This is a genomic window from Mesorhizobium sp. LNHC252B00, assembly GCF_000502955.1.
Classification (GTDB): domain Bacteria; phylum Pseudomonadota; class Alphaproteobacteria; order Rhizobiales; family Rhizobiaceae; genus Mesorhizobium.
Window position 1 is genome coordinate 37165 of sequence record NZ_AYWO01000005.1, and the last position, 24361, is coordinate 61525.

Consider the following 24361-nt stretch of genomic DNA (forward strand, 5'->3'; position numbering starts at 1 on the left):
CGCCTTGGCGTTCCGAACTTTTTCGCAAAAGCTTTGTTCCCTGAGCATCAACAAAGATCGATCCGCGGTACGCCAAGCGCACGCTGGAACATTGCAGGCTCTTCGATGTTAGAGCCCAGCGATCGGCCCGTTACGGCGCGCCACCAATCATCCGATTATCGGGATTGATGGTGTGAAAATCGGCGAGGGAAGGCCCGGTTGCTAACCTTGGGAACCGAACGGAGATTTCAATGTCACAAGCAAGGACGACGACCGATCATGACGAAATCCGCCAATGGGTCAGCGACAGAGGCGGCCGCCCTGCCGTGATACGCACCTCGGGCAAGGGCGGTATCCTGCGGATTGACTTTGGCGAGCCGGAGGAAACGCTGGAGCCCATCGAATGGGACGAGTTCTTCCGGATTTTCGACGAGAATGATCTGGCCTTCCTTTTCCAGGAAGAAACGGGTGGCGGTAACGCCAGCCGTTTCAACAAGTTCGTCGAACGCAGCCAGAGCGCCTGACGGCTCGTGTCTAGTGCCGACTGCTGAACGAGACCTCGCGCTGCTCAAAGTGTCGCCCGGCTTGGATACCTCAAGAAACAATCCGCACCGGTACCGACTTTCCGGCTGGGACATGAGCCTTCTTGGCCCGGTGCCAGAGCGGGACCAGTGGGTTGAGTTCCGGATAGTAGCCGGCGCAATTGCCCTCGGGAATCGAATAAGGCGTAACGCGCAGGCCGTGAACGCGCCGCTCTACACCATCATGGGCGTGGGTTTCGAGAGTGATATCCTGGCCCGCGCGCAGGCCGAAACGCCGGATGTCCGCCTCGTTCATCAACAGCACCATGCGCGTGCCATGGATGCCGCGCAATCTGTCACTGTAGCCGTAGACGGTGGTGTTGAACTGGTCATTGGAACGCACGGTGATCAGCGTCAGCACCCGATCGCCGGAAAGGTCGATGTCGGGATTTGCCTCGAGCATGGTCGGCAACTTGAAATTGGCCTTCTTGTTGGGCGTCTCCCACACGCGATTCGACGCCTTGATGTCGCGGTGGAAGCCGCCCGGGGTGAGAAACCGCTTGTTGAAGTCGCGAAAATGCTGGGGGTAGCACCGCTCGATCTCATCACGGATACGGGAATAGTCGGCAACCCATTGGTCCCAGGGAATTGAACTCCTGCCGGGCACCGTAGCCATGGCGAGTTCCGCAACGATCTTCGGCTCCGAGAGCAGATTTGGCGAAGCAGGAGGCCGCGAGCCAAAGGAGCCGTGTATGCAGGCGGTCGAATCTTCGACCGAAACCGTCTGGTCACCGCTCGCCTCGCGATCTCGTTCGAGCCGCGACAGGCAGGGCAGCAGATAGGTAACCGTCCCCGGAAAGAGATGGCTACGGTTAAGCTTGGTCGCGATCTCGACATGCAGGCTAAGTCGACGCCAATGCTTTTCGATCAGGCCGGTCTCGGGCACAGCACGGACGAAATTGCCACCCAGAGCGATAAAGCCCTTCACCGATCCGCCGATGACGCCCTCGCAGGTCTCCACGGTGTCGAGGCCTTTCTGGCGCGGTGGCTGGAAGCCATAGAACTCGGCGAACTTGTCTAATGGAGCGAGTTCGGGTTTCTCGGTTATGCCGACCGTGCGCTGGCCCTGGACATTGGAATGGCCGCGCAGGGGCGAGATGCCGGCGCCGGGTTTTCCGATATTGCCGCGCATCAGCAGCAGGTTGCACAGCATCTGGACGTTCTCGGTGCCATGCCTGTGTTGCGTCAGGCCCATGCCGTAATTGCCGATCACCGCCTTCGAAAGACTGTAGACTTCTGCGACATGCTCCAGATCGGCCCGCGCAATGCCTGACCGGCCGACAATCTCATCCCAGCGGGCGGCGCGCAGATAGGCTTCGAAATCGGCGAAGCCATGCGTATGTTCGGTGATGAAATCGACATCCAGGAGCCGCTGATTGCCGCGTTCACGCGCAGCGTCGTCGAGCGCCAGCAGAGCCTTTGCAATGCCGGTCATGGCGGCAATGTCGCCGCCGCCGCGGATTTGAAAGAAGTCGCTGGACATCTTGGTTCCCGGGCCGGGTGACAGCATGTCGACGGGATTTTGCGGGTTTTTGAACCGTTTTAGTCCTCTTTCCGGCAAAGGATTGAAGGTGAACACCGGCACCTGGCGTCGACGTGCCTCCTGCAATGGATGCAGCAGCCGAGGCGCGGTTACGCCGGTGTTGTGGCCGAAGAAGAACATCATGTCGCATTTCGCGAAGTCGTCGAGTTGTACGGTGCCCACAGGGGAGCCGATAGACTCCGGCAAACCCACCGAAGTGGATTCGTGGCACATGTTGGAAGAGTCCGGCAGGTTGGATGAACCGTAGATTCGCGCGAAGAGCTGATACATGAAGGAAGCCTCCAGCGAGGCTCGACCGGAGGTGTAGAAGACGACCGATTTCGGATCGAGTCGCCGCAGCTCTGTGGCGATCTCACGGAACGCACGATCCCAAGCAACCGGCTCATAGCGGTCGCTGACGGGATTATACCGCAGCGGATCGGTAAGCCTGCCCTGCTTTTCCAGATCGTGATCAGGCCAGTCGAGCAGCTCCGTCACTTTGTGCTCTGCGAAGAAAGAAGGTTCGCAACGCAGCTTCGTCTGATCCCACATCGTTGCCTTGGCGCCGTTTTCGCAGAATTCGAAAGGCCTTGGCTGGGCCGGTTTGGCCCACGAGCAGGAAACACACATATAACCGTCCGCCTTGTTCTGCTTGAGCAGCGTGCTCCATATCCCTGAAAGCAAAAGGCCTTCGCCGCGCGCCTTGCGAACCAGGGACCGAAGCGACCCCCAGCCGCCGGTTGGATGGTCATATTTCTTTATCTCAATGTGATCGGTTACGGCGGGTTTCATGCCAGTCATCCTTGCACGAAGACTAAACAAACCCGACCCGCGACCAATTGTTCCCGCTGGCTCTGCGAAGCCGCAACCTCTTTCGAGCAGAGCCTTGAATGGCGATGTCTCGGAGCGCATGCGACGCGCGGCAGGCGCCGTCGTGGGAACATTTCCTTTGGTCAGCGATTGAAACACGACGCTGAGCACGACCGGAGCGGACGCGATGGGCATCTTGTCAGATATCGACAGAAAGCTGTCGGATAACCTTTACGAATATGAGACCAGTCTCACCGATCCTGCAGGGGATCTCCCCAAGGAGGTCGAGGAGAAAGTCGAACTGCTGATGCCGTTCGTCCAGCCTGATGCTCGCGAATTGGTCCGGGCGCAGATCCTGGGCCTCATTCACGAATATAGGAAGGGCGAGGCCGCGTCGCGCTAGGTGCCGGTCGCTGGATGGGTCGATGACATGAATACCGGGCGATCCAACATACCAGACTCGCAGTTGTCTCGCGCCGGGGAGGGCAATCGTGTTGCAGCAACGCGAGAAATGCATGAGGTATATTCCGCCGGTAAATGCCAAGGTCGACTTCGCTCTCTATGCGTTATGTTGATTGCTACGACGTTGACCGCATGCACGTCTTCGACAGACCAGGTATACCAGCAGTCGAGAACTGCGGCCTCCGCCGCACAGACGGCATCGATGGTCTTGGAAGCCTGGCTTGCTGGAGCGGCACCCCGGAACTACACGTCGCTGACATTGCAATCCGTCAGCCACATCTGGTCCGATGCCGAAGCGCAAATCCGATCGGCCGGTTCACCGGAGGGCTCCGACCGAGCGGAGCTCATCAAGGCTATCGAGCAGCTGTCGTCGGCGGCAGCAAGAGCGCAGACAGGATTACGGGATCGTGACCGCGGCAAGGTTGAACAAGCGGAGCGGGACCTGCGAAGAGCCGCCACGACGCTGGGCGCCTACGCCAAATCCTCGGCGCCGCAACAATGAAAAAGCTGCTCGAAATAGCGTTGGGTATCGTCACCAGCATTGGCGGTTTTCTCGAGATCGGCTCGATGGCTACGGCAGCTCAGGCCGGTGCGGCATTCCATTTCCAGCTGGTCTGGGCGGTCGTTCTAGGGACGATCTGCATCATCTTTCTCGTCGAGATGGCGGGTCGGTTCGCCGCGATAAGCCATCACACCATCGCCGATGGAATTCGCGAGCGATTTGGCTTCAACGTCTTCCTTTGGCCGCTGCTCGCGATCTTGCTGATCAACTTCATGGTCATGTCGGCAGAGATCGGCGGCGTCGCCATTGCACTCGAACTCGCCACCGGGATCGGTTTCCAGTGGTGGGCGCTGCTGGTGGCATTGCTGGCGTGGTTGTTTCTCTGGAAAGGGACGTTCGGCCTTATCGAAAAAGGTGTTTCGATGCTCGGTCTGGTCACACTGTGCTTTGTGGCCGGCGCCGTGATGCTCAAGCCCGACTGGGGTCAGGTCGCGGCGGGCGCGGTTCCCACGCTGCCGGCTCATGACCGGGCCAATTACTGGTTCATGGCCGTCAGTATTCTTGGAGCGTCGATCTCGCCCTATCTGTTCATGTTCTACTCGTCGGGCGCCATCGAGGACCAGTGGGACAGAAGTTATCTCGGTGCCAATCGCGCTATTGCGTTCCTTGGAATGACCTTTGGCGGCACGATCTCCATCGGTGTGCTGATCGTTGCCGCTCTCGTGCTTCCCGCCCACGGCATTGACCAGGTGGACGACTACCATCAATTGCCGCTGATGCTGATCCCGGTATTCGGCTTCTGGGGTTTTGTCCTGTTTGTCGCTTCGCTAGGCATTGCCTGCTTCGGCGCCGCGCTCGAGGTCGGGCTGCAGCAAGCCTATCTCGTGGCCCAGGGCTTCGGCTGGACATGGGGCGAAGACCAGAAGCCGCGCGACAATCCAGGCTTCAGCACGGTTTACACGTTGTCGTTGTTCCTCAGCGCCTTGCCGATCGCTTTCGGCCTCGATCCGTTGAAGCTGACGATCTTCTCCATGGCTTTGACGGCTGCCAGCCTGCCGTTGAGCGTGATTCCCTTCCTCTTCCTGTTGAACGATGAACGTTACGTGGGCAAGCATCGCAATGGGATGATCTCGAACGCGGCGGTCGTCTTCATCATCGCACTTGGTTTCGTGCTGGCGGTCGTGACCATCCCATTGCAGATATTCGGAGGCACGTGATGGATCTGGTGCGCGACATTCTGGACAAGCAAGTGGTCGACCGCGAGCAGGTCAAGATCGGCAAAGTCGATGGGCTGGTGGCCGAACTGAGACCGGGCAAGCCGCCCAGAGTGGCTGCGATCGAACTTGGGTCCATCACCCTGGCGCGTCGGCTTGGTCGGCGGCCCGGCCGCTGGATGGCGCGATTGGCGGCAAAGCTGGGCGGCAAGGACCATGGCGAGCCGCATCGGATCGCCTGGAACAAGGTGCGCGACATTGGCGTCGATATTGAGTTCGACATCGATGTGCGCGAGACGGCAATCTTCGATTGGCAGAACTGGCTGCGGGACCACGTCATTGGCCGCATCCCGGGAGCGGGCTGATGACGACCGTCAATCTCGAACAGCTTGCCGGGCGACGCGTGCTTTCGCAGCGCGGGGAGAGCATCGGCTATATCGAGGAGATATGCGCCGAACAGGATGGGGACGATCTCGTGATTATAGAGTTCCATGTCGGTATCTATGCCGCATTCGAGCGTCTCTCCGCTTCAGCCATAGGCGCTGCGGTTCTCGACCTATTCCGGCTACGCCGCGGCGGCGGCTTTTATCGCATTCCCTGGGACAAGATCGACATCTCCGATCCTGCACGGCCCAGGCTGCTATGTACGAAAAAAGACCTTTCCCGAATGGAAGGCGGCCGCAAACATCCGCAGGGTAAAGGCCAGACCAGAACCTGACAAAAGAAAGCTTGAACGCCAGGGCGTGGAAGATTTGTCCGATGTCGCTAAATGGCCGTGCTGCTTTCGCTTGTCGAGAGTCTGATAGCCGAAATTCGGCCGCGCCTAAGCCGATCCCCGCGTCGCGCTGAGCCTTCGTTGGATGCAACTGTCGCAAAGTGATGACGGTCTTTGCGTCGCTCTGTTCGTCGAACGTGATGGTGGTGCGGAACAGGCCAGGATCGTTGTCTTGTCGGCGCCGTGATTGAACTCGATCAAGTGCGGCCTCTCGATGCGCCGGAATTGCACACGGCTCGTATATCGCTTGCCGTCGGGCGCGGGTCTCGAACCGCCATTCGCCGCCGACGCGAATATCTATCGATTTCGTATTAATCTTGACCCGGCCGGGCCGAACCACTGGGCAAGATGGCGCGGATCAGCCCATGCGCAGAAACCAGCTCTCGTGGCGCGTTGATCACGCGCGAGAGGACGATCTCTCGATTAAGCGCCCAAGCGGACAGAGGCGATTCATTTTGACGCGTTTGCGGGGCATTGGCTTTCAGTTTGCTTCCGTCTGCAACGAGCACGTCCTGACGCGCCCGTTCTTTTCGGACGTAACGAGGCCGCTGCTCGCTAGAAGGCCGATGTGCTTCATCAGGTTCGGCAGCGCCATTTCGAACGGCTTCGCCAGTTCTCCGACAGACGCCTCACCCTCACATAGCCGCATGACTATCGCCCGACGGGTCGCGTCGGAGAGGGCCCTGAAAATGTGGTCGAGTTGCATCGATTGGTTAGCCCTGAAGCTCATTATAACGGGGGCAAACCGTCAATGAATGTTAGCCAGAAAGCTAACGAAAGACTTGAGAGCATCGTCGTCAATCGAGTTCGCGAACGCATGAACCGAGAGCGCATCGGGCCGGTTTATCAGTTCACGCCTTAGCGAAGAATGGCGGCGAGTATGAAGACCGCAGCTGCCACGAGCACGGCTATGGCAATCACCAAGACGGGCCAGTTGTTGCCGGGCCGTATGTCGGCTCGGTTCTCCATCGGCCGCATCGCATTGGCAAAGCTTGCTTGGTTCTTGAACCGCGACTGTCGTTTGGGAGATGGTTGCCCGGCGTCATTGGGCGTATCCGCCGCCTCAGCGTCGGTCCTGGACGGCGCGGCGGCTGGGTCGAACCCCGGCGTCTTGTCCAGCCCCGCTTCCGTCCAGGCATGGGCTGTCTTCGCCGCAGGTTTTCGGTCCGTGGATGTGGCCATGATCGCCTCCTTTGCAGGCAGAACTTCTGTCTGGGTCGGAAGGTTCCAATCTATTGGATAACCCGCGGCGGCCTAGATTCCCGGACAAAATCGCCGGAACATGCTTCTGGCCGGGGCGTTGAACGTCATGACACGAAATGAGCCGAAGAGGGGCGGCGTCGCCATCGAAAGGTCAGTCGAATGTACCCCTTTGCTTTTCTGCATGAATTGGCCGCCGCCAGAGGCGATGGCCTTCGGCCCGAACTTGTCCGCCTGATGAAAGCGCGCGCAGTGCTCACAGCGCCGGGAATTGCACAGCTCCGGGAAAGGCGCGGGGACGATTTCGAACAGGCGGGGCCAAATCCCGTCGGACATGCCGGGACCGCGCTCCCGGACGCGGTTTTGCGTTTTCCCGGCCGGGCCGGCGCGGAACCGCGAGCGAAACGCCGTCGCGGCTGCGAGCCATAATCGCCTGCGGATGGATTCAGGTGATGGATTCAAACGAGGCGTAGGCCGTTCGAAGCCTGTCGCCGCCCACTTGCGACTTGCTGATCCTCGAGCGGGCTGAGGTCCCACAGCTTCGAGCCGATGGCATTTTCCGGATACCAGAGCCTCGGCGAGACCAGGAGCAACACCCCGAGCAGGCTGGTGTGCGCAGAGGTGAAGAAAAGATGCATGACGGCCCTGCCACAGGCTTGCTGGTGGCCGGGCCGAGGCAGCAGCACCCACCAGAACAGGAGCCCGGTGCTGAGGAAGCTGGCGTGCTGGGCATAGTGCAAGGGGCCCTGCTGGAGGGCAGCCTCGAACAATGCCGGCACGTGCCATGCCCATATCGCCGCTCCGTGCAGGATGGTGGCGACCACAGGGCGGCTGATGAATGCCCAGATCGCCCGAAGCATGCCTGCACGCGCGGCCACGCCGAGCCCCTGGCGCACCCGCATCGGCAACGCCCACATCATCGGCGCGGTCGGGCAGGAAGCGACCAGCAGAGGCGCCGCAACCGCCATCAGCAATTCGTGCTCGATCATGTGAGCGGCAAAGACGCGCCCGCCGAGGGCATGGATCGGACTTACCAGCGCCACCGCCAACACGGCCCAGCCGGCGGCAAACAGCAACGCCCGCCTTGATCGCATGGGGCGTCCGCGTCCGCTCCGCCGCCAAAGCCGGATGGCGCCCGCAGCATAGAGCGACGCGGCTGCCGCGAGCGGCAACGTGATGGGAAGCGCCAGCGTCCAGCCGGCTTCGGGGGCGCCGCTGCCATAACAGATCGAAGTCGAGAAGAGCGGATCGAAGCTCATCGTCCGCACCCGTCGGGGAACAGCACCGATGAAGTCTGATTGCGATCCGTCACGCGGGACATCCATTGAAGATGCTTCAACGCGCGAAAGGCCCGGAAGTGGCAGTAGCCGGCAGTAAAATTTATCTTCGATGTGCCGCGGCCGATCTGGGATATTTCGCTGTCAAAACCAGTATGCATGCGACGGAACCCGCGCACTGCAGAAATGTTTACCCGTCATGCAATCGGAGATGTGTCATGACCGAGGACGAAAACCGCTATGAAACCGGCGCGACCAAATACCCCGCCAAAGTCGGCGCGGATGCGGCGGATGAATTCTCCCAGGCTGCGGCCGGCAACAGGAAGCCTCCCGGTGGGATTGGGCTGACGCGGCGGATGGGCGAGATGGACGACAAGACGCGCCAGTCGGAAGGGCAAGACCCGCCAAGGAAAAGTGCGCCAAAGCAAGCCACCCCGAGCCCGGCAACCGAAAAGACGTCCGGCGCCGGCCCGGCGGTCGCCGAGCGCTCGAAGGACGCCAAGGCTCCCAAGGGCGGCCGGCAGCCAGGCGCTTACGTCAAGACGTGACTGGCGGCGCGGGACAGGGTCAGCCCATCATCGTCTTCAGGGGCTCCTGGGCAAGGTTCTTTTCTATCTCCTGTCGACCCGGCGTTTCTTTCAGCGCGGTGCGCATGTTCTTGCGGTATTGATCCGGCATGCGCGGCGGCAGCATAGGCTCGTAGGCGTCGACGACGGCCTCTATGATCACGGGGCCCACGGTGGCGAAAGCGGCATCAAGAACGCCTTCAATGTCCTCGGGCCGGGTGATGCTGTAGCCGATGCCGCCCATCGCCTCGGCGGCCAGGGCGAAATCGATCGGTTGGAGTTCGCAGGCAAATTGCGGGTTGCCGAGAAACATCATCTGCTCCCAGGCAATCTGGTTCAGCATGTTGTTCTTGATCACGAGGAGCTTGAGCGGAACCTTGTAGCGCACCGCCGTCGAAAATTCGCCAAGCTGCATGGCGAGCCCGCCGTCGCCAACCACTGCGAAGACTGGCCGGCCCGGGAAGGCTATCCCGCCGGCAATCGCATAGGGCAACCCACAGGCCATCGATGCGAGCGACCCGGAGACGGCGAAGTCCTGACCCGCCTTGATATCGATATGGCGGGCGGCAAGTTCGGTATTTTGGCCGGAGTCGGTTGCGAGGATGGCGTTAGCCGGCATGCGGTCGCCGAATGCCTTCACCACGCGTTGCGGCTTGAGCGGCACGTCGTCCTTGCCTTCAGCCTCGGCCATCATGCCGCGCCAGCGCCGCACACTCTGCCGGGCCTGTTCGAGAAATGACCTGTCTGTTTTCTGCTTCAATCTCTTGTTGAGCAATTGCAGCGTGACGGCGGCGTCGCCGACCAGGCCAGCCTCGACTGGATGGCGCAGGCCTATGCGCTGCGCATTGCGGTCGATCTGGATCCCGCGCGCCTTGCCGGGCTTGGGGTAGTATTCGATGTAGGGAAAGGTCGAGCCGACGATCAGCAGCGCCTCGCACTGCTCCATTATCTCCTGGGAGGCCAAGGTACCCAACATGCCTATGCCGCCGACGACGTTCGGATGATCATCCGGCAGCACGGCTTTGCCGAGCAGGGCCTTGGCGACGGGTGCGGCGAGCAGATCGGCGGTGCTCTCGAGTTCCGCCTTGGCATGCAGCGCGCCGCGTCCTGCGAGGATCGCCACTTTCGAGGCAGTGTTGAGAATGTCGGCCGCGAGATCGAGCTGGGCCTCGTCTGGTTGTTTGCTTCCTTCGAACCACCGGTCCGGCGTGTGCTTCGGCAGGTTGCGCATTGAGCGCTTCGCCGCTGTCTGCTCCTGGACATCGCTTGCTATCGACAGATGGGAAACGCCGCGTCCGGCAAGCGCGGAGCGGCAGGCCAGGCCGGCAACGCTTTCCATATGCGCCGCGTCGGCGACGTGGGCGTTAAAGACGGTGACGTCGTTGAAGACACGGGTCAGATTGACATCCTGCTGTGTGAAGGTCTCGATCAGATCATGGAACTGCATGCCGGTTATGGCCAGAACCGGCGCTTGATCGAGCTTTGCGTCGTAGAGGCCGGTGAGCAGGTGGGTGCCGCCCGGTCCGGAGGTGGCGAGACAGACACCGAGCTTGCCGGTCCATTTTGCGTAGGCCGTCGCCATGAACGCCGCCGATTCCTCGTGCCGCACCTGAACAAAACGGATCTTGTCCTGTCTGGTGCGCAGCGCCTCCATGATCCCATTGATGCCATCTCCCGGCAGGCCGAAGATCACGCGCACATCCCATGCGATCAGCGTGTCGACAAGTATCTCGGCGGTGTTGGGCATCGTAGCCTCCTCTGGTGTTGATGTGCTTGGCTTGGCCGGCGTTGCGGCGAACGGCACCTCGCTTCCAGCCGTTCGAACGCGCGGGCGTGGACATCTCGCGACCAGTGGCCGAACGGCGGACGGGCCGGGTTGTTCCATCGAAGCGGCAAAGCTGCCGCGCGAAAGCGCGGAACCGACACGGCATTTCGATGCAGCTTTCGCGAGGCAGTCCGGGGGAGTCCGATACCCGCAGTCGACAAAGCGCTTATTCGACGCCGTTCGGAACGATCCAGCCGCCTTGCCATTACCACCACCATTACCACCATGAGAAAAGGCCCGGGTCCGAACACCTTGAGGAAGCGATGACCGGACGCCGAACCCATGAGCAGCAAATCCGCATCATCGAAGAACGGGAGAACACCAAGAATGCCGGCAAGGATTTTGATGCGAAGGCAGACCTGAAGCGGTCGGCCGCGGAACGAGAAGCGTTGCGCAAGGGATCGGATATCAGGACCGACACATCTGACCTGGTCGATCCCGACGACCGCAATATCCTTCGCGGCAAAAATCAGGAGAGCGTCCACAATTAGAACCGTGCCGACGAATAAGCACGGTTCCTTGCAGATCACTGGATATAGATGGAGCGTGAAAGCAGCGATCGGCGATCGGGGCCGGAACCTTACCCGAACGGCATTCGTTCTTCGGTCGACGACTGCTCGTTCGCGCCGGTTGATACTGGCGCCAGACCCACCGTCGCGAGCCGAGAGCCGGCCTCGCGCCGGCAATCCAGCGACCGCCGATAGATCCGTTCGCGATGCCGGATACAAATGAAATCAAAGCAAACGAAAGCGAGAGCCGGCAGCAGCTCCTGCAGATGATGACGACGGAACATTTCGTGCTGGAGACCGCCAGGGCCGCCACCATCCAGGAGGCCAACCAGCGCGCCAACCTGTTCTTGACGTCGGTGTCGAGCACCACGATCGCCCTCGCGTTCGTGGCGCAGGTGACCAGGATGGGGCTGCCCTTCGTCCTGTTCAGCCTGACCATGCTGCCTTGCCTCTATTTCATCGGACTGGTGACCTTCGTCAGGGCCGTGCAGGTGGGCATCGAAGATATGGTCCATGCCCGTGGCATGGCACGCATCCGGCACTACTACACGGAGATCACTCCCTCGATGGCGCGATATCTGGTTCACTCCACCCACGACGATCATCTGGCCTTGTTGGCCGATGTCGGCCTCAGGCCCAGACCCTGGCAGGCCTTCACCAGCACGGCGGGCATAGTGAATGTCGTCAATGGTGCAATCGCCGGCGTCTTTGCCGGCGTCATGACCAAGGCAGTCATCGGGTCGACGCTCGGTCTCGCCCTGATCGCCGGCATTTTCGCCTTTGCGGTGAGCAATGGTGCCTGTGGCAATATCATTCGCGCAGCTGGGCAGGCGCGGAGCACAAGTTGAAGGTGCTGTTCCCGAGCGGGCCGGATCGTAGTGGCGCTGCTGTGCAACGATCCGAGGGAAGCATCGGAAAAGATGATGAGCCAGAGGCAGGAAGGGGAACGCAATGACCGATCCGCCGGGGGTCCGCGGAATCTCGGCCACCTGTCGAAAGTAGCCGCTCTCCATACGGCGGCCAAATTGCGCCCTTCTCGTCCCATTCGACCGGAGCGCCCATGGGCGATGCCTTTGAAGCGGAGTTTGCGCATTGCCGCCGTGACGTCTCGCCGGCTGGAATACCGCTTGGCTTCATCGGCGGCAGCCTTGATGGCGCGATCAGGACGCGGGCTGAGTTGTAGGAATACACGGCGTAATTTCCAATCGGTCCAAAACGTGCCGCATAGCGCTCGGCGAATTGCTGGAACCAGGCACCCTGCCCAGTTCCGGCGTGGCGGAGAGTACGAGCACGCCTTCCGCAGTGGTCGCGGCCTCTCCAGCGGGCTCGAGAAAGTTCGTCATGTCCCAGCAGCCGTCGCCTGTGGCAAAGAACTGGCCGAAGCCGGTGTAACGCAGAGCCCTCAAGATAGAGACCGACAAGGATCCCACACCCAAGACCACGACGGGTGGCGATCAGCCTCGAACGCCGCCGGCGCGCGGCTCTCCTCCAGCGCTGCTACTTCCAAGCTGGCGATCGTTTTCGGTGGGGCAGGGTTGCCTTGGCCAAGGGAGGGAAGCCAAAAGGCGCGCGCTTGCCGCAACCGATATGCTCGCAGACCCGTTCGAAGGCCTACACACGCGGGCCGAGGACGAATATCGCCAGCAGCACAATAAAAAGCACGGTGGCGATCACGACACCCCACTTGAGGACTTTTCTGGTGCCGCGCTGTTCATCGTCGCGAGATAAATTCTCCGCCATCGCANATCACGACACCCCACTTGAGGACTTTTCTGGTGCCGCGCTGTTCATCGTCGCGAGATAAATTCTCCGCCATCGCAGAATTCCTACCGGTGAACTTCGATCAATCGAAACGTGGAGCGTCTAGGCCGGTTCCCCTGCCGCGTGCAAATGCCGTCGCCGTGCTCTTGGTGTTCCAAGCAAAACCAAGGCGATGGCTGTTTCGTCTGGCAAAGCGCACGCTTCACGCCGCCTCAAACTCGCAGACGTGATTTTCGGGCTGACGCACGCGGGACCGCTGTTCCTTCGGCAAGTCACCTCGGTTCATCGCTCATGGCGACAAGATTCCACAGCACGACCCGATCGACGCCCGCTGCTCATGGCCCGGTCGGGAGTATCTATGCATGTCACCGGATTCCGCCAAAAAGCTCTAAAGCCTTAATTTGGTCCTCAGAGCATCGATGCGCTTGGAAGCCTCAGCCTTACTGAGGTCCTCGGCAAAACTTTGTTCGCCGCCCGCCTGCTCACAAAGTGTCTTCAGGTAGGAAGCTTGGGCCGGCGTCATCGGGTCGTCACCGCTAGTCCATTCATCAGGGGCCTTATTGATGCTTTCGCTTTTGGCGCGGTCCGAAGGTTGCATGGCGCTCTCCTCACGTCAGAATGACGAAACGCATTTTGATCTGCTTTTGTTCCTGCGCACGGCAGCCGGACGCGGGATAAGGAGGGCGTTGGTCAGGCCTTCGAAAGCGGACGGTTGCCGAAGGACCAGAGGCTTCCCGCTGCCAGGACCGCCGCTATGACGCCTACGATCACATGCGCCCACATGGCCGCTGCCACGGCCGAAAAACCGAGGACCCAAGGCGAGACCAATGTGCACAGCCCAACCACGATGTTTGCCACCAGCGCACCCACGGCGATCAGGGCGATCACCGCACCGGCGATCCAGGCGTTCCAGGCCGCATAGGCTTCAGCCGCAAACCCGAGATACCAGGGCGACATTGCTAGCGCGATACCGGCGACCAAATTGACGATGTCGATCACCGGACGATTTTCAGATTTCAGCCATTTCTGCATTGTTCATCCTCCTTTCGTGACATGGTCAGTGAACCGTCCTCTGGTTGAGAACGGGCGCGGCGGCCGAGGACTGTCCGTGGCCACCGCGAAGCTTTCTTCACCTGCCGGGCCCAATCACGCGGAACCGAGCCGGCCAGAAGGAAAGGCTCGACCTCGTCGGGCCGGAAGCGGTTGCCGGCGATCTCGCGCATGGCGGTTCCACTGGCATCGTCGCTTTGTCGGGCAAGGCTCGGCGCCCCGGCTGAGCGCACGGCCCGCTCCGGCGACGGCCAGCGCAAAACGGTTGGGAACGGCATTTTCACAATCGAACACGATGATCGGATCCATAGCGTCACCTCACATTGCCTTCTGCTTTTGTTCCGAGATCGAAACGGTCAGGTTCGCTGCCGTCCCGTGGTTCCAATGCGAGCAGCGCCTGTTCCACTTCGTCGAGCCGGGTCGGACGTGCGTTTTCCGGCATTCCCTCGGATGTTGCGAGATCGACCAGATACTCATTCCACGCCCAGTTGCGCAGGACGGCGCGTTTCTCTTCGACGGTCAAAAGGGGGTCGACGACGACTTCTATCGGCGAGGCAAAAAGTGGCTCCGGGTCCGTCAATGCGGGCCGATAATGCGACGCCTGCGAAACAGCGTCGTAACTGGTCTGTAGCAACGCCAACTGGAGGCGGTTCCAGACAAGATGCGCGCCGGGCTGCAGCCGCTTCTCAGCATCGGAAGGTTCGACAATGGATTTTTCGGCCGCCGGGCTTCCTTGAACCCTGTACGCGAGGCCCTGACGTTCGGCATAGTCGATGGCCGCCTGAGCCGTCGAAAAATCGAGCTCCACTTGGGTCAGGGTGTCACAGCTTCCGGTGTAACCCATCAGGGGCTCGATGACGGGTGCGATACGCCGCTCGAACACCAGCCGCCATCCTTTCGGTCGCGCACGGCCCGAGCTCATGACCGACCGGCAAGGCTTGTAGATCCGCGCGACCGCATCAGGCGGGAACTCGGATCTGCCGAATGACAGCGCTCGCCCGCAGTTGTCGTTTGCCGGGCCGAGACTTTCTACGACTGGTGTGACTTCACTTGCTTGCTTCGGCATCATTCGTCCCTCCCGTGGAGCGAAGGATGCGCCGGAGGCAGTTAGGTACCGCCTCCGGCCTGCTCTGTGCGTCAGTGGGTGATGGGGATACGCTTCACCTTCGACTGCGCATTCGGGTTCTTGGGCAGCGTCAGGGTCAGGACGCCATTGGCAAAGGACGCCTTGACCTTGTCGTCCTCGACTTCATAGCCGAGGGGGATGCGCCGCTCGAAGTGGCCGTAGAATCGCTCGGAATAGCCTTTCTCCTCGGTCTCCGACCGCTTCTCGCCACGCAGGGTCAGCATGTCCTCATCGAGCAGGACTTCAATGTCCTTCTCTTCCATGCCGGGAACCTCGGCGGTGACGCGAAGCTCATTATCCGACTCCGAGATCTCCACCTTCGGCCAGCCGCCATCGAAAGGCGAAAGCTGCCCCGCAGTAGGCAAGCGCGTCTCGAAGCTCCTCAACACGTCATCGAAGAGCCTGTTCACCTCGCGGTGAAGCGAAAGAAAGGGATCGCCACCGCTATAGATGCTCGGGGCCTGGTTGTTGTTACGGCCCCACGGGATAAGGTCACGCATATTCATCTTCGTTCACCTCCACGTTCAACCGCGCGGCACCGGACGATTGCCGGTGCCTGACGCTTCTGTTTCACGATGACTTCAGGCCGCGTTCTTTTCGGCTTCGATCTGCCGCGGCGCTGCCTTTGCCGTGCTGCCGGCGATGGCGATCCGGCGCGGTTTCATCTCTTCGGGAAGCTCGCGCTNGCCGCGGCGCTGCCTTTGCCGTGCTGCCGGCGATGGCGATCCGGCGCGGTTTCATCTCTTCGGGAAGCTCGCGCTTGAGATCGATGTTCAGCAACCCATTGTCCAGGCCGGCGCCGACGACCTTCACATGGTCGGCCAGTTCGAACCGACGCTCGAAAGCGGGCCCGGCAATGCCGCGATAGAGGTACTGGCCATTGTCCTCGCCAGGTTGCGACCCACTCACAACCAACAGGTTAGGCTGATGAGTGATTGTCAGCTGATCCTGCGAGAAGCCGGCAACCGCCATGGTGATGCGATAGTCGTCCTCACCTGTCTTGGCGATGTCGTAGGGCGGCCAATTGTCTGTCGCAGTGACGCGGCTCGCATTTTCCAGCATGTCGAAGACGCGGTCGAAGCCGATGCTGGACCGGAACAGGGGGGCAAAATCAAGGTTTGTCCTCATAGCCATATCCTCCTTTGAGCAACATGGTTTACAAGAAGGTGCCAAAAAGGCTTGGCGCCTCCTCGGCTCATGCCGGCCCCTTTTGGCGGCCGGCCAACATGAATCTAAAAATCCGTTCCTGCGCCTTCAAGAGGATAGGAAAATTTTCACGTGGCGGGTAGCTTCCCGCGCCGTGACTTGCCGCTGAGTGAGAAGGATCCGCCGGCGGAACGGTCCGCCGATGCCGGCTGACCGTATTTCGCGAGTCGATTACCGCCCGATGCGCTCCATTCAGGTCGGACTCTGCTGACGTCCTAGAAGAGCGCGATGATCCGCCTCTTTGAACAATCTCCTTTGTTGTCGTGGATCGGCAGCTTTCGCGAACCGGTGTGATTTTTGGCGTTTTCGATCGATTTTCAATGGCCGAGGTAGGTTTCAGGCGCAGGATTTCAGCCCTTTGAGCGCCATTTTTTCGGTCCGGTGAAACAATCAGCGTGGATCGCAGTTCTTGCGTTCGTAGGGGCATAGTCACGCAGCGGCGCCGGGGCGGCCCGGGCAGGAGAACCAATCATGTCCTACATTTCGAAGAAGCAATTATGGGCTGGGCTCGTGGCGGGAACGCTGATCCTCTCGGTCGGCGACTTTGCTCCGACCGTAGCTCAGGAGATCCCGAACGATTTCACCGAAATCGTGCGGCAAAAGCTGCCGGCAGTTGTCGCGATCACGACGAGACAGATTATCCAGGACCAGACAACACTCAACGATTTTCTCGACCCGTTCGATAGTCGCGGCTTGGGACCTGCCCAACCGCAGGTACGAGAAGCCCTTGGCTCCGGGTTCGTGATCAGCCCCGAGGGCTATATTGTCACCAACAATCATGTTGTCGCCGACGCTACCGAAGTTCACGTCCTGTTTTCCGACAAGGAATCTAAGCCCGCTCGCCTTGTAGGCCGGGACCCGGCCACGGATATCGCCGTGCTGAAGATTGAGCCGCGGCCCAACATGACAACAGTCGCTTGGGGCGACTCGGACGCAATGCAGCCGGGCGCCTGGACAATCGCGATCGGCAGTCCATTCGGGCTCGGCGGAACCGTCACAGTTGGTGTGCTTTCTGCCCGTTCACGCGACATCCAATCCGGGCCTTTTGATGATTTCCTGCAAACAGACGCCTCCATCAACAGGGGCAATTCCGGCGGACCGTTGTTTAACGTGCGCGGCGAAGTGATCGGGGTCAATGCCGCCATCGTCTCGCCGTCCGGGGGCAGCATCGGCATCGGATTCGCCGTGCCTTCGCGAACTGCCCAGAGTGTCGTCGACCAGTTGATCCGCACCGGCCGCATCGAACGCGGCTTCATTGGAGTGCGGCTCCAGGAAGTCTCGCCGTCAATTGCCGAGGCTCTTGGAATGCCAGGGCCAATGGGCGTGCTGGTTGCTTCCGTCGAGCCCGGCAGTCCGGCCGACAAAGCAGGTTTACAGTCGGGTGACGTCATCACCCGTTTCAACGGCAAGGACATTCAAAGTGTTCACGATCTAACTCTTGCAGCAGCAAATCAGAAGCCAGGGTCAAAGGCGACGCTGACTAGAATCCGGGATGGCAGCCCGCAGGAACTGGCCCTGACAGTTGGTCAACGCAAGGACGAAGAGGTGCAGACGGGCGCTGTTCCTCCCCCCGCGGCCGCAGACCAACACCTTGGACTTTCGCTCAGCCCGATCCCGGACGAGGCGCGTCAGCAACTGGGTCTACAGCCGGGCACGACCGGCGTGTACATCCAGCGAGTGGCACCCAACAGCCTTGCCGCGGAAGGCGGCCTGAGGCCTGGCGACGTGATCGTCTCGGCCAACAACCGGAATGTGACGCAGCCTTCGGATATCCAGCAAGAGTGGTCGAAATCCCGTCAGCAGAACAAACCAATTTTGCTGCGCATCGACAGGCAGGGACAATCACTTTTCGTAGCCCTGGGGGCCTCCTGATGTACAATGCGTCAGAACTGCTGCGTAGACTGCTGTGCCAAGTCCGAGCGAGTGCCAGGTGCCTGACGGAGTATCGGGTTCGACGGCGCCATAAGTCGCGCCTTCTGAGCCAGTACGCGATCTGCCCAAAAGATTGGGATACGCATCAAGGCTGCCGCTGACCTCGTTCCTCGATCACCTTCAAGCGGACGGTCAAAACCGAGCAAAGGCCCTGCTCCATGACTTGCGTCGAGACGCTGCCGAGGTGACGGCGGATTGCCGAGTGCGGGCGATCACTATTTTTCGATTTGTGTTGATGTTTCATACTCCAATGATACCGTGCTGAATATCATTTCTCATATCAGACACCACACCTCAATGATCACTGCTTCCCAGCTTCGTGCCGCCCGCGGCGTCAGATTCCGGCACCCGGAAACGCTGTTGGGCAGGCCAAACTAGATCGTACAAAGCGCTTGGCGCCACGCATTCACCGTCCTTCGTCCTCCTTTCCTTCCAGAAACACCAATGAGCCTCTCCCAGCACGTCAGCTTGCGGTCCTGCTTCTCCGCTTGGAAAGGCAAGATTCGCTCATGATCATGTATCTACGCCGATTGACCGGAAAGGAACGAAGCGAAAGAACCGATCGGCATCTCGCCCGTTTCTTGACCTTTGTCGCAGGGGCGGCCAATGCCGGCGGCTTTCTGGCGGTTCAGCAGTACACGTCCCACATGTCCGGCATCGTTTCCTCGATGGCTGATCATCTGGCGCTCGGCAACGTCGAACTCGCGCTTTCCGGGTTGGGGGCCTTGTCGTCATTCGTCGCTGGTGCCGCCTGTTCGGCAGTCCTGGTCAATTGGGGAAGGCGGCAGAGCCTGCAGGGCGAGTATGCATTTCCGCTGGTCCTGGAAGCGATCCTGCTGATCTGCTTCGGCCTGCTCGGCAGCCATCTTGCCCGCCATGAAGCCCTATTTGTGCCAATGACGGTGATGCTGCTTTGCTTCATCATGGGCTTGCAGAACGCCATCATCACCAAGCTGTCGGAAGCTAGAATTCGGACGACGCATGTCACTGGCCTGGTGACTGATATGGGCATTGAACTGGGCAAGCTGCTCTATTGGAACATCCCAGGCAATGACTCGGACGAACTGTTCGTGAAAGCAGATCGAAGGAAGCTGAGGCTGCTAGCGTCGCTTGTTTCATTGTTCTTTATCGGCGGCATCATCGGCGCCGTGGGTTTCAAACACGTCGGTTTTGCAGTGACGCTATTTCTCGCGGCCATGCTCCTCGTGCTTGCCTCCATGCCCGTCCTGGAGGATGTGTCCGTTCGCATGAGGCGGCTCTGGCCGTAGTTCGACAGACCTTTGCTACATGCCGGATTTTGCCGCGTGCCGGATTTGGCTGCACTGCCGCACCGACTTCACGAACTTTGTTCTGTGAGCACCTAATGGGGCTTCGTCATGCGGCGCTTCGCACAAAGGCCGTAGCGGCCAAGGCAGATGCGTCACGCATCATTATTTGAATGCTCTACATTTTAATATATGCTGCAACTCGTAGAGATAATATCTCAACGCTGGGTAAGAGGGGATGCGACCGTGATAACCGCTCCACAGTTGCGTGCTGCGAGGGCACTCCTTGGCATCGATCAGCGCAGGCTTGCCGAATTGTCCGGCCTCTCCGTGCCGACAATTCAACGCATGGAAGCCAGCGAGTCGATTATCCGGGGCAATGTCGATTCCCTCATGAAGTTGATCGGGGCACTCGATCTCGCCGGCGTCGAATTGATTGCCGAAGGCGCCTCTAGCCAAACGGGCGGGCGCGGCGTGCGGCTGAAGGCAGATTTTGACCCTGCCAAGGTTCTGGGCGGGGTCGATGCGGATGCCAAAATTCCCGTGAGGAGCGTGGCGTGATTTCAGGGGCCGCGGTCCTCCTATGGAGCATTGCTGCGCTCCTGGGGACTGCGGTGCTTGCGATTGCGGAAAGCCGCAGGTCGGGCTCGGGAACACACCTGATCTACAGCTTGACGCTCGGTATATCGGCGGCTGTGCTCCTGGTTCTCGCCAGCCGCATCTTCGATGATCCCGTCACTCCATCGACTGCCGCGTTGCCTCTTGGGTTGCCATGGATTGGCGCTCATTTCCGCCTGGATGCGCTCTCCATGTTTTTCCTCGTCGTCGTCAACTTCGGCGGCGCCATGGCCAGTCTTTACGGCCTCGGATACGGCAGGCATGAATCCGCGCCACATCGGGTGTTGCCGTTCTTCCCGGCCTTCCTCGCAGGAATGAATCTTGTCGTGTTGGCCGACGATGCCTTCACCTTCCTGCTTTCCTGGGAATTCATGTCACTCGCCTCCTGGGCGCTCGTCATGGCGCACCATCGCGAACAGGACAATGCACGGGCGGGTTACATCTATCTCGTGATGGCGAGCTTCGGCACACTCGCGCTGCTGCTTGCATTCGGCCTCCTGTCGGGCCCTGGCGGGAACTACACGTTCGAAGCGATGCGTGCTGCCGCTCCCACCCCTTTCGTCGCAACTTTCGTCCTGGCGCTCATGTTGCTGGGCGCGGGCTCCAAGGCGGGACTGGTCCCTTTACACGTCTGGCTTCCACTCGCTCACCCGGCCGCGCCAAGCCACGTCTCGGCTCTGATGAGCGGCGTCATGACGAAGGTGGCCATCTATGGTTTCATACGCGTTACCTTCGATCTGCTCGGTGAGCCGGCATGGTGGTCGGGCGTTGCAGTGCTTTTTCTCGGAGGCCTGACGGCGGTTCTCGGCATCCTTTACGCCTTGATGGAAAAGGACCTGAAGCGGCTTCTTGCCTATAGCACCATCGAAAACGTCGGCGTGATCTTCGTAAGCCTTGGACTGGCGCTGGCATTTAAGGCGAACGCGATGCCATCGGCAGCAGCATTGGCCCTCACCGCCGCGCTGTTCCACGTCCTCAACCATTCCTTTTTCAAGAGCTTGCTGTTCTTCGGTGCGGGCGCCGTGCTGACGGCAACCGGCGAGCGAGACATGGAGAAGCTTGGCGGGCTCATACATCGCATGCCCCTAACAAGTTTTGCCTTTCTTGTCGGCTGCGTCGCGATCTCGGCACTTCCACCTTTCAACGGGTTCGTTTCCGAGTGGCTGGCCTTTCAAGCCATATTGCAGAGTCCCGATCTGCCACAATGGGGGCTGAAAGTCATGGTGCCTGCCGTTGGTGGTCTGCTGGCACTCTCGGCGGCACTGGCCGCGGCCTGCTTCGTGAAGGCGTTCGGGATCACGTTCCTCGGCAGGCCACGCTCGGCCGCAGTTGAACGCGCGTACGAGGTCGATCGGTACTCGCTGGCGGCAATGTTCGCCCTCGCGGCACTTTGCCTGTTTGCAGGGATCCTTCCAGGTCTAGTCATAGACGGCCTCTCGTCGGTGACGCGCCCGCTGGTTGGCAGCCGCATGCCTGTGCAGATGGCGCAGGCCTGGCTGTCGATCGTGCCGATTGCAGCAAGCCGCAGTTCCTACAACGGCCTGCTGGTGTTCCTGTTCATCGCCTTTTCCGCCTCCGCCGCGGCATATGTGATCCATCGCTTCGCGTCGCATGCACTCCGCCGGGGTCCGGCCTGGGGTTGTGGTTTTCCGGATGTGACTCCAAGCTCGCAGTACACGGCCGTCAGCTTCGCGCAGCCGATCCGCCGCGTCTTCGGTACATTCGTATTCCGGGCAAGGGAAACGGTCGAAATGCCGGCCCCTGGTGAGATCGGCCCATCTCGTTTGAATGTCGAAATGCATGATGTGATCTGGGAGGTGGTCTACCAGCCCATCGCCAGGGGCATCGACTTTGCGACCGAGCACCTCAACCATCTGCAGTTCCTGACGATCAGGCGTTACCTGACCCTCGTCTTTCTTTTTCTCGTGGCCTTGCTTCTGGTGCTCGCACTATGGCCCTGATCCTTGAGTTGGGCGTCCAAGGTGCGCAGATGACGCTCGTGCTTTTGCTGGCACCGCTCCTGACCGGCTTCGTGCGCAAGGTAAAGGCACGACTGTTGCGCCGCCAGGGTCCCTCCCTGATCCAACCCTACCGCGATCTCCTGCGGCTGATGCGCAAGGAAGTCGTTCTGGCGGATAATGCATCCTGGCTGTTTCGCGTGACACCCTATCTGATCTTTGCCGCTACCTGGGTCGCCGCCGCACTCATCCCGACATTCGCCACCGGCCTCACATTCAGTTGGACCGCCGATCTCATAGCCATCGTCGCACTGCTTGGAAGCGCACGGTTCTTCCTGGCGCTGGCGGGGTTGGATGTCGGTACGAGCTTTGGCGGCATCGGCGCAAGCCGCGAGGTGATGATCGCTTCCCTGGCCGAGCCCGCTATGCTGCTGATCGTGTTCAGCCTGGCGCTCGTCGCCGGCGCCACGCAGTTGTCCACAGTCGCTGCCTTCATGGGCTCGCCACAGGTTGGCCTGCGCGTATCGCTCGGGATGTCCCTCATCGCTCTCGTGATGGTGGCGATTGCCGAAAACGCCCGCATACCGGTGGACAACCCATCGACCCACCTGGAACTCACCATGGTTCATGAAGCGATGGTGCTGGAATATTCGGGTCGACATCTGGCGATGATCGAGTTCGCGGCCTTCCTCAAACTCCTGCTTTATATGTCGTTGATTTCCTGCGTCTTTCTGCCTTGGGGGCTGGTGACCGCCCGAGCCGGACCGGGATCTTATGTTCTGGCCGTCGTTTTTTATATCGGCAAACTTGCCGTCAGCGGCACTCTCCTCGCCCTGTTTGAGACTGCCATCGCCAAGATGCGAGTCTTCCGCGTCCCGGATTTCCTCGGTGCCGCTTTGATGCTGGCCCTGCTCGGCACGCTTCTGCTGTTCGTCTCGCGGAGCCTGTGATGCACAGCCTCACCTTCGACATCGCTCACCTGCTCGCCGGCGGCCTGGTGCTGGTCAGCTTCATGATGCTGTACCAGGATCGCCTCTTTGCTCTGATCAACGTTTTTGCGCTTCATGCGATCGTCCTCGCCATGTCCGTGGCCTGGCAGGCATACATCCAGGACGCCCATCATCTCTATGTCACTGCGGCGATCGCTCTCGTTTTCAAGGCGATCGTAATTCCCGTTGGGCTTCATCGCATCATTCAGCGGCTCGGCATCCATCGCGACATCGAGACCGCCGTCGGCATCGGTCCGACCATGCTTGCCGGAATAGGCCTGGTGACGCTCTCCATGGTACTGATGCTGCGGGTCACTCCCGAGGCTGACCCCCTCGCCCGTGAGGACCTGGCCTTCGCGCTGTCTATCATATTGTTGGGGCTTCTGGTGATGGTCACTCGCCGTAATGCCGTCAGCCAGGTTGTCGGCTTCATGTCGCTCGAGAACGGCCTGGTGCTGGCCGCCACGGGAGCCAAGGGCATGCCGCTGGTCGTCGAGATAAGTGTCGCCTTCTCGATCCTAATCGCCTTCATCGTCATCGGCGTCTTCTTGTTTCGCATCCGCGAAAGGTTTGACTCGGTGGATGTCGGCGCGCTCGACGACTATAGGGGCGAACGCCGATGACCGCGTTTTCCTTCGATGCCGTGGCCGCCATTTTGGTGATACCAGTCGTCGCGGCCGCGCTTTTCGCGGCGCTGCCGAATTATCGGTTGACGGCCGGCCTGAATGTCGCTGCGAGCTTCCTGACCTTGCTCGCCGCGCTGTCACTGTTCGTGATGGAACGACCAGAGCCCGGCCAGTATCTGCTCGTCGACGATCTCAACATCGTATTCATCGTGCTCAACACGTTCGTAGCTTTCACGACCAGCGTCTTCAGCGCCTCCTATATTGCGCACGAACTGCATACCGGACGACTGACCGCGCCGAATTTGCGGTTCTACCACGCAATGTACCAGATCATGATGTTCGGCATGAACCTCGCCTTCGTGTCGAACAATATCGGTTTGATGTGGGTGGCGGTGGAGCTTGCCACGCTGACCACCGTGCTCATGGTCGGCATCTATCGCACGCATGAAGCACTGGAGGCCGCCTGGAAATATTTCATTCTGGGAAGCGTCGGCATAGCACTTGCCCTCTTCGGCACCATCCTCGTCTACATGGCCGCCCAGCCGGTTGTCGGCGAGGGCACCAATGCCATGGTCTGGACAGTGCTTATCGAGCACGCGGCGCATAGA

At 60.3% G+C, this 24361-nt stretch carries 28 protein-coding genes and 2 pseudogenes; 17 read left to right on the forward strand and 13 right to left on the reverse strand.

The window, feature by feature from the left end:
* The first annotated feature begins 230 nt into the window (after nucleotides 1–230).
* Complete coding sequence (locus X744_RS161105; protein ID WP_023758310.1) at nucleotides 231–503, forward strand: hypothetical protein; 273 nt, start codon at nucleotides 231–233, stop codon at nucleotides 501–503.
* A gap of 70 nt (nucleotides 504–573) precedes the next feature.
* Here X744_RS161105 and X744_RS161100 read toward each other — a convergent pair whose 3' ends face one another.
* Nucleotides 574–2874, reverse strand: coding sequence for an FdhF/YdeP family oxidoreductase (locus X744_RS161100; protein WP_023758311.1), 2301 nt, complete (start codon nucleotides 2872–2874; stop codon nucleotides 574–576).
* A 205-nt stretch (nucleotides 2875–3079) separates the two neighbouring features.
* Between X744_RS161100 and X744_RS161095 the strand changes: the two genes are divergently transcribed.
* From X744_RS161095 to X744_RS161075, 5 genes are all read left to right on the forward strand, one after another.
* Nucleotides 3080–3295, forward strand: coding sequence for a hypothetical protein (locus X744_RS161095; RefSeq protein ID WP_023758312.1), 216 nt, complete (start codon nucleotides 3080–3082; stop codon nucleotides 3293–3295).
* A 261-nt stretch (nucleotides 3296–3556) separates the two neighbouring features.
* On the forward strand, nucleotides 3557–3856 hold the full coding sequence (locus X744_RS161090; protein ID WP_245266508.1) for a hypothetical protein: 300 nt from the start codon (nucleotides 3557–3559) through the stop codon (nucleotides 3854–3856).
* Nucleotides 3853–5073, forward strand: a complete 1221-nt coding sequence (locus tag X744_RS161085; protein WP_023758314.1) for a divalent metal cation transporter — start codon at nucleotides 3853–3855, stop codon at nucleotides 5071–5073. The genes X744_RS161090 and X744_RS161085 overlap by 4 nt, the downstream gene beginning before the upstream one ends.
* On the forward strand, nucleotides 5073–5435 hold the full coding sequence (locus tag X744_RS161080; protein WP_023758315.1) for a hypothetical protein: 363 nt from the start codon (nucleotides 5073–5075) through the stop codon (nucleotides 5433–5435). The genes X744_RS161085 and X744_RS161080 overlap by 1 nt, the downstream gene beginning before the upstream one ends.
* Complete coding sequence (locus X744_RS161075) at nucleotides 5435–5788, forward strand: hypothetical protein (protein WP_023758316.1); 354 nt, start codon at nucleotides 5435–5437, stop codon at nucleotides 5786–5788. The genes X744_RS161080 and X744_RS161075 overlap by 1 nt, the downstream gene beginning before the upstream one ends.
* A gap of 538 nt (nucleotides 5789–6326) precedes the next feature.
* Here the strand turns inward: X744_RS161075 and X744_RS161070 are convergent.
* The 4 genes from X744_RS161070 to X744_RS161065 form a co-directional block, all read right to left on the reverse strand.
* Complete coding sequence (locus X744_RS161070) at nucleotides 6327–6575, reverse strand: metalloregulator ArsR/SmtB family transcription factor (RefSeq protein ID WP_023758317.1); 249 nt, start codon at nucleotides 6573–6575, stop codon at nucleotides 6327–6329.
* Between the two features lie 128 nt (nucleotides 6576–6703).
* Nucleotides 6704–7027 (reverse strand): hypothetical protein, encoded by a 324-nt coding sequence (locus X744_RS0136265; RefSeq protein WP_023758318.1) that lies wholly within the window; start codon nucleotides 7025–7027, stop codon nucleotides 6704–6706.
* Between the two features lie 72 nt (nucleotides 7028–7099).
* Nucleotides 7100–7381, reverse strand: coding sequence for a hypothetical protein (locus X744_RS0136270; RefSeq protein ID WP_031259847.1), 282 nt, complete (start codon nucleotides 7379–7381; stop codon nucleotides 7100–7102).
* 122 nt (nucleotides 7382–7503) lie between these two features.
* A complete protein-coding gene (locus X744_RS161065) occupies nucleotides 7504–8304 on the reverse strand; it encodes a cytochrome c oxidase assembly protein (protein ID WP_023758320.1) in 801 nt (266 codons plus the stop codon).
* Between the two features lie 236 nt (nucleotides 8305–8540).
* Here X744_RS161065 and X744_RS161060 point away from each other — a divergent pair, with 236 nt between their 5' ends.
* Nucleotides 8541–8870: a hypothetical protein gene (locus X744_RS161060; RefSeq protein ID WP_023758321.1), complete on the forward strand. Its 330-nt coding sequence runs from the start codon at nucleotides 8541–8543 to the stop codon at nucleotides 8868–8870.
* 19 nt (nucleotides 8871–8889) lie between these two features.
* On the opposite strand, the gene X744_RS161055 is transcribed toward X744_RS161060, so the two are convergent.
* Nucleotides 8890–10635, reverse strand: coding sequence for a thiamine pyrophosphate-binding protein (locus X744_RS161055; RefSeq protein ID WP_023758322.1), 1746 nt, complete (start codon nucleotides 10633–10635; stop codon nucleotides 8890–8892).
* 341 nt (nucleotides 10636–10976) lie between these two features.
* Between X744_RS161055 and X744_RS0136275 the strand changes: the two genes are divergently transcribed.
* From X744_RS0136275 to X744_RS1000000175945, 3 genes are all read left to right on the forward strand, one after another.
* Entirely contained in the window at nucleotides 10977–11204 is a 228-nt protein-coding gene (locus X744_RS0136275; RefSeq protein ID WP_031259852.1) for a hypothetical protein, read from the forward strand.
* A 284-nt stretch (nucleotides 11205–11488) separates the two neighbouring features.
* A complete protein-coding gene (locus X744_RS01000000169420) occupies nucleotides 11489–12070 on the forward strand; it encodes a hypothetical protein (RefSeq protein ID WP_245266511.1) in 582 nt (193 codons plus the stop codon).
* Between the two features lie 212 nt (nucleotides 12071–12282).
* On the forward strand, nucleotides 12283–12405 hold the full coding sequence (locus X744_RS1000000175945; protein ID WP_023758324.1) for a hypothetical protein: 123 nt from the start codon (nucleotides 12283–12285) through the stop codon (nucleotides 12403–12405).
* A 428-nt stretch (nucleotides 12406–12833) separates the two neighbouring features.
* Here X744_RS1000000175945 and X744_RS1000000175950 read toward each other — a convergent pair whose 3' ends face one another.
* The 7 genes from X744_RS1000000175950 to X744_RS161030 form a co-directional block, all read right to left on the reverse strand.
* Nucleotides 12834–12962, reverse strand: coding sequence for a hypothetical protein (locus X744_RS1000000175950; RefSeq protein ID WP_280948943.1), 129 nt, complete (start codon nucleotides 12960–12962; stop codon nucleotides 12834–12836).
* Nucleotides 12963–13371: 409 nt separating this feature from the next.
* On the reverse strand, nucleotides 13372–13581 hold the full coding sequence (locus X744_RS161050; protein WP_023758326.1) for a DUF3072 domain-containing protein: 210 nt from the start codon (nucleotides 13579–13581) through the stop codon (nucleotides 13372–13374).
* A gap of 92 nt (nucleotides 13582–13673) precedes the next feature.
* Nucleotides 13674–14015, reverse strand: coding sequence for an SPW repeat protein (locus X744_RS161045; RefSeq protein ID WP_023758327.1), 342 nt, complete (start codon nucleotides 14013–14015; stop codon nucleotides 13674–13676).
* Nucleotides 14000–14206 (reverse strand): hypothetical protein, encoded by a 207-nt coding sequence (locus X744_RS161040; protein ID WP_156938496.1) that lies wholly within the window; start codon nucleotides 14204–14206, stop codon nucleotides 14000–14002. Before X744_RS161040 ends, X744_RS161045 begins: the two co-directional genes overlap by 16 nt.
* Nucleotides 14207–14346: 140 nt before the next feature.
* Nucleotides 14347–15102: an NADH dehydrogenase ubiquinone Fe-S protein 4 gene (locus X744_RS1000000170885; protein WP_023758329.1), complete on the reverse strand. Its 756-nt coding sequence runs from the start codon at nucleotides 15100–15102 to the stop codon at nucleotides 14347–14349.
* Between the two features lie 68 nt (nucleotides 15103–15170).
* Nucleotides 15171–15665: an Hsp20/alpha crystallin family protein gene (locus X744_RS161035; RefSeq protein WP_023758330.1), complete on the reverse strand. Its 495-nt coding sequence runs from the start codon at nucleotides 15663–15665 to the stop codon at nucleotides 15171–15173.
* Between the two features lie 64 nt (nucleotides 15666–15729).
* The gene (locus tag X744_RS161030; RefSeq protein ID WP_023758331.1) at nucleotides 15730–16287 is read right to left on the reverse strand and encodes an Hsp20 family protein; all 558 of its coding nucleotides are present in this window, start codon (nucleotides 16285–16287) and stop codon (nucleotides 15730–15732) included.
* Between the two features lie 549 nt (nucleotides 16288–16836).
* Between X744_RS161030 and X744_RS161025 the strand changes: the two genes are divergently transcribed.
* From X744_RS161025 to X744_RS0136290, 7 genes and pseudogenes are all read left to right on the forward strand, one after another.
* On the forward strand, nucleotides 16837–18237 hold the full coding sequence (locus X744_RS161025) for a Do family serine endopeptidase (protein ID WP_023758332.1): 1401 nt from the start codon (nucleotides 16837–16839) through the stop codon (nucleotides 18235–18237).
* 569 nt (nucleotides 18238–18806) lie between these two features.
* Nucleotides 18807–19547 (forward strand): annotated as a pseudogene (locus X744_RS161020) (YoaK family protein); the annotation flags it as partial.
* Between the two features lie 261 nt (nucleotides 19548–19808).
* Entirely contained in the window at nucleotides 19809–20123 is a 315-nt protein-coding gene (locus X744_RS21795) for a helix-turn-helix transcriptional regulator (RefSeq protein ID WP_023758334.1), read from the forward strand.
* The gene (hyfB, locus tag X744_RS161015) at nucleotides 20123–22141 is read left to right on the forward strand and encodes a hydrogenase 4 subunit B (RefSeq protein ID WP_023758335.1); all 2019 of its coding nucleotides are present in this window, start codon (nucleotides 20123–20125) and stop codon (nucleotides 22139–22141) included. The genes X744_RS21795 and hyfB overlap by 1 nt, the downstream gene beginning before the upstream one ends.
* Nucleotides 22132–23088 carry an NADH-quinone oxidoreductase subunit H gene (locus X744_RS161010; RefSeq protein ID WP_023758336.1) on the forward strand — a complete coding sequence of 319 codons (957 nt, stop codon included), beginning with the start codon at nucleotides 22132–22134 and terminating at the stop codon, nucleotides 23086–23088. Before hyfB ends, X744_RS161010 begins: the two co-directional genes overlap by 10 nt.
* Nucleotides 23088–23750 carry a hydrogenase-4 component E gene (locus tag X744_RS161005; RefSeq protein ID WP_023758337.1) on the forward strand — a complete coding sequence of 221 codons (663 nt, stop codon included), beginning with the start codon at nucleotides 23088–23090 and terminating at the stop codon, nucleotides 23748–23750. Before X744_RS161010 ends, X744_RS161005 begins: the two co-directional genes overlap by 1 nt.
* Nucleotides 23747–24355, forward strand: a pseudogene (locus tag X744_RS0136290) (proton-conducting transporter membrane subunit); the annotation flags it as partial. The gene X744_RS161005 and the pseudogene X744_RS0136290, both read left to right, overlap by 4 nt.
* Nucleotides 24356–24361 lie beyond the last annotated feature (6 nt).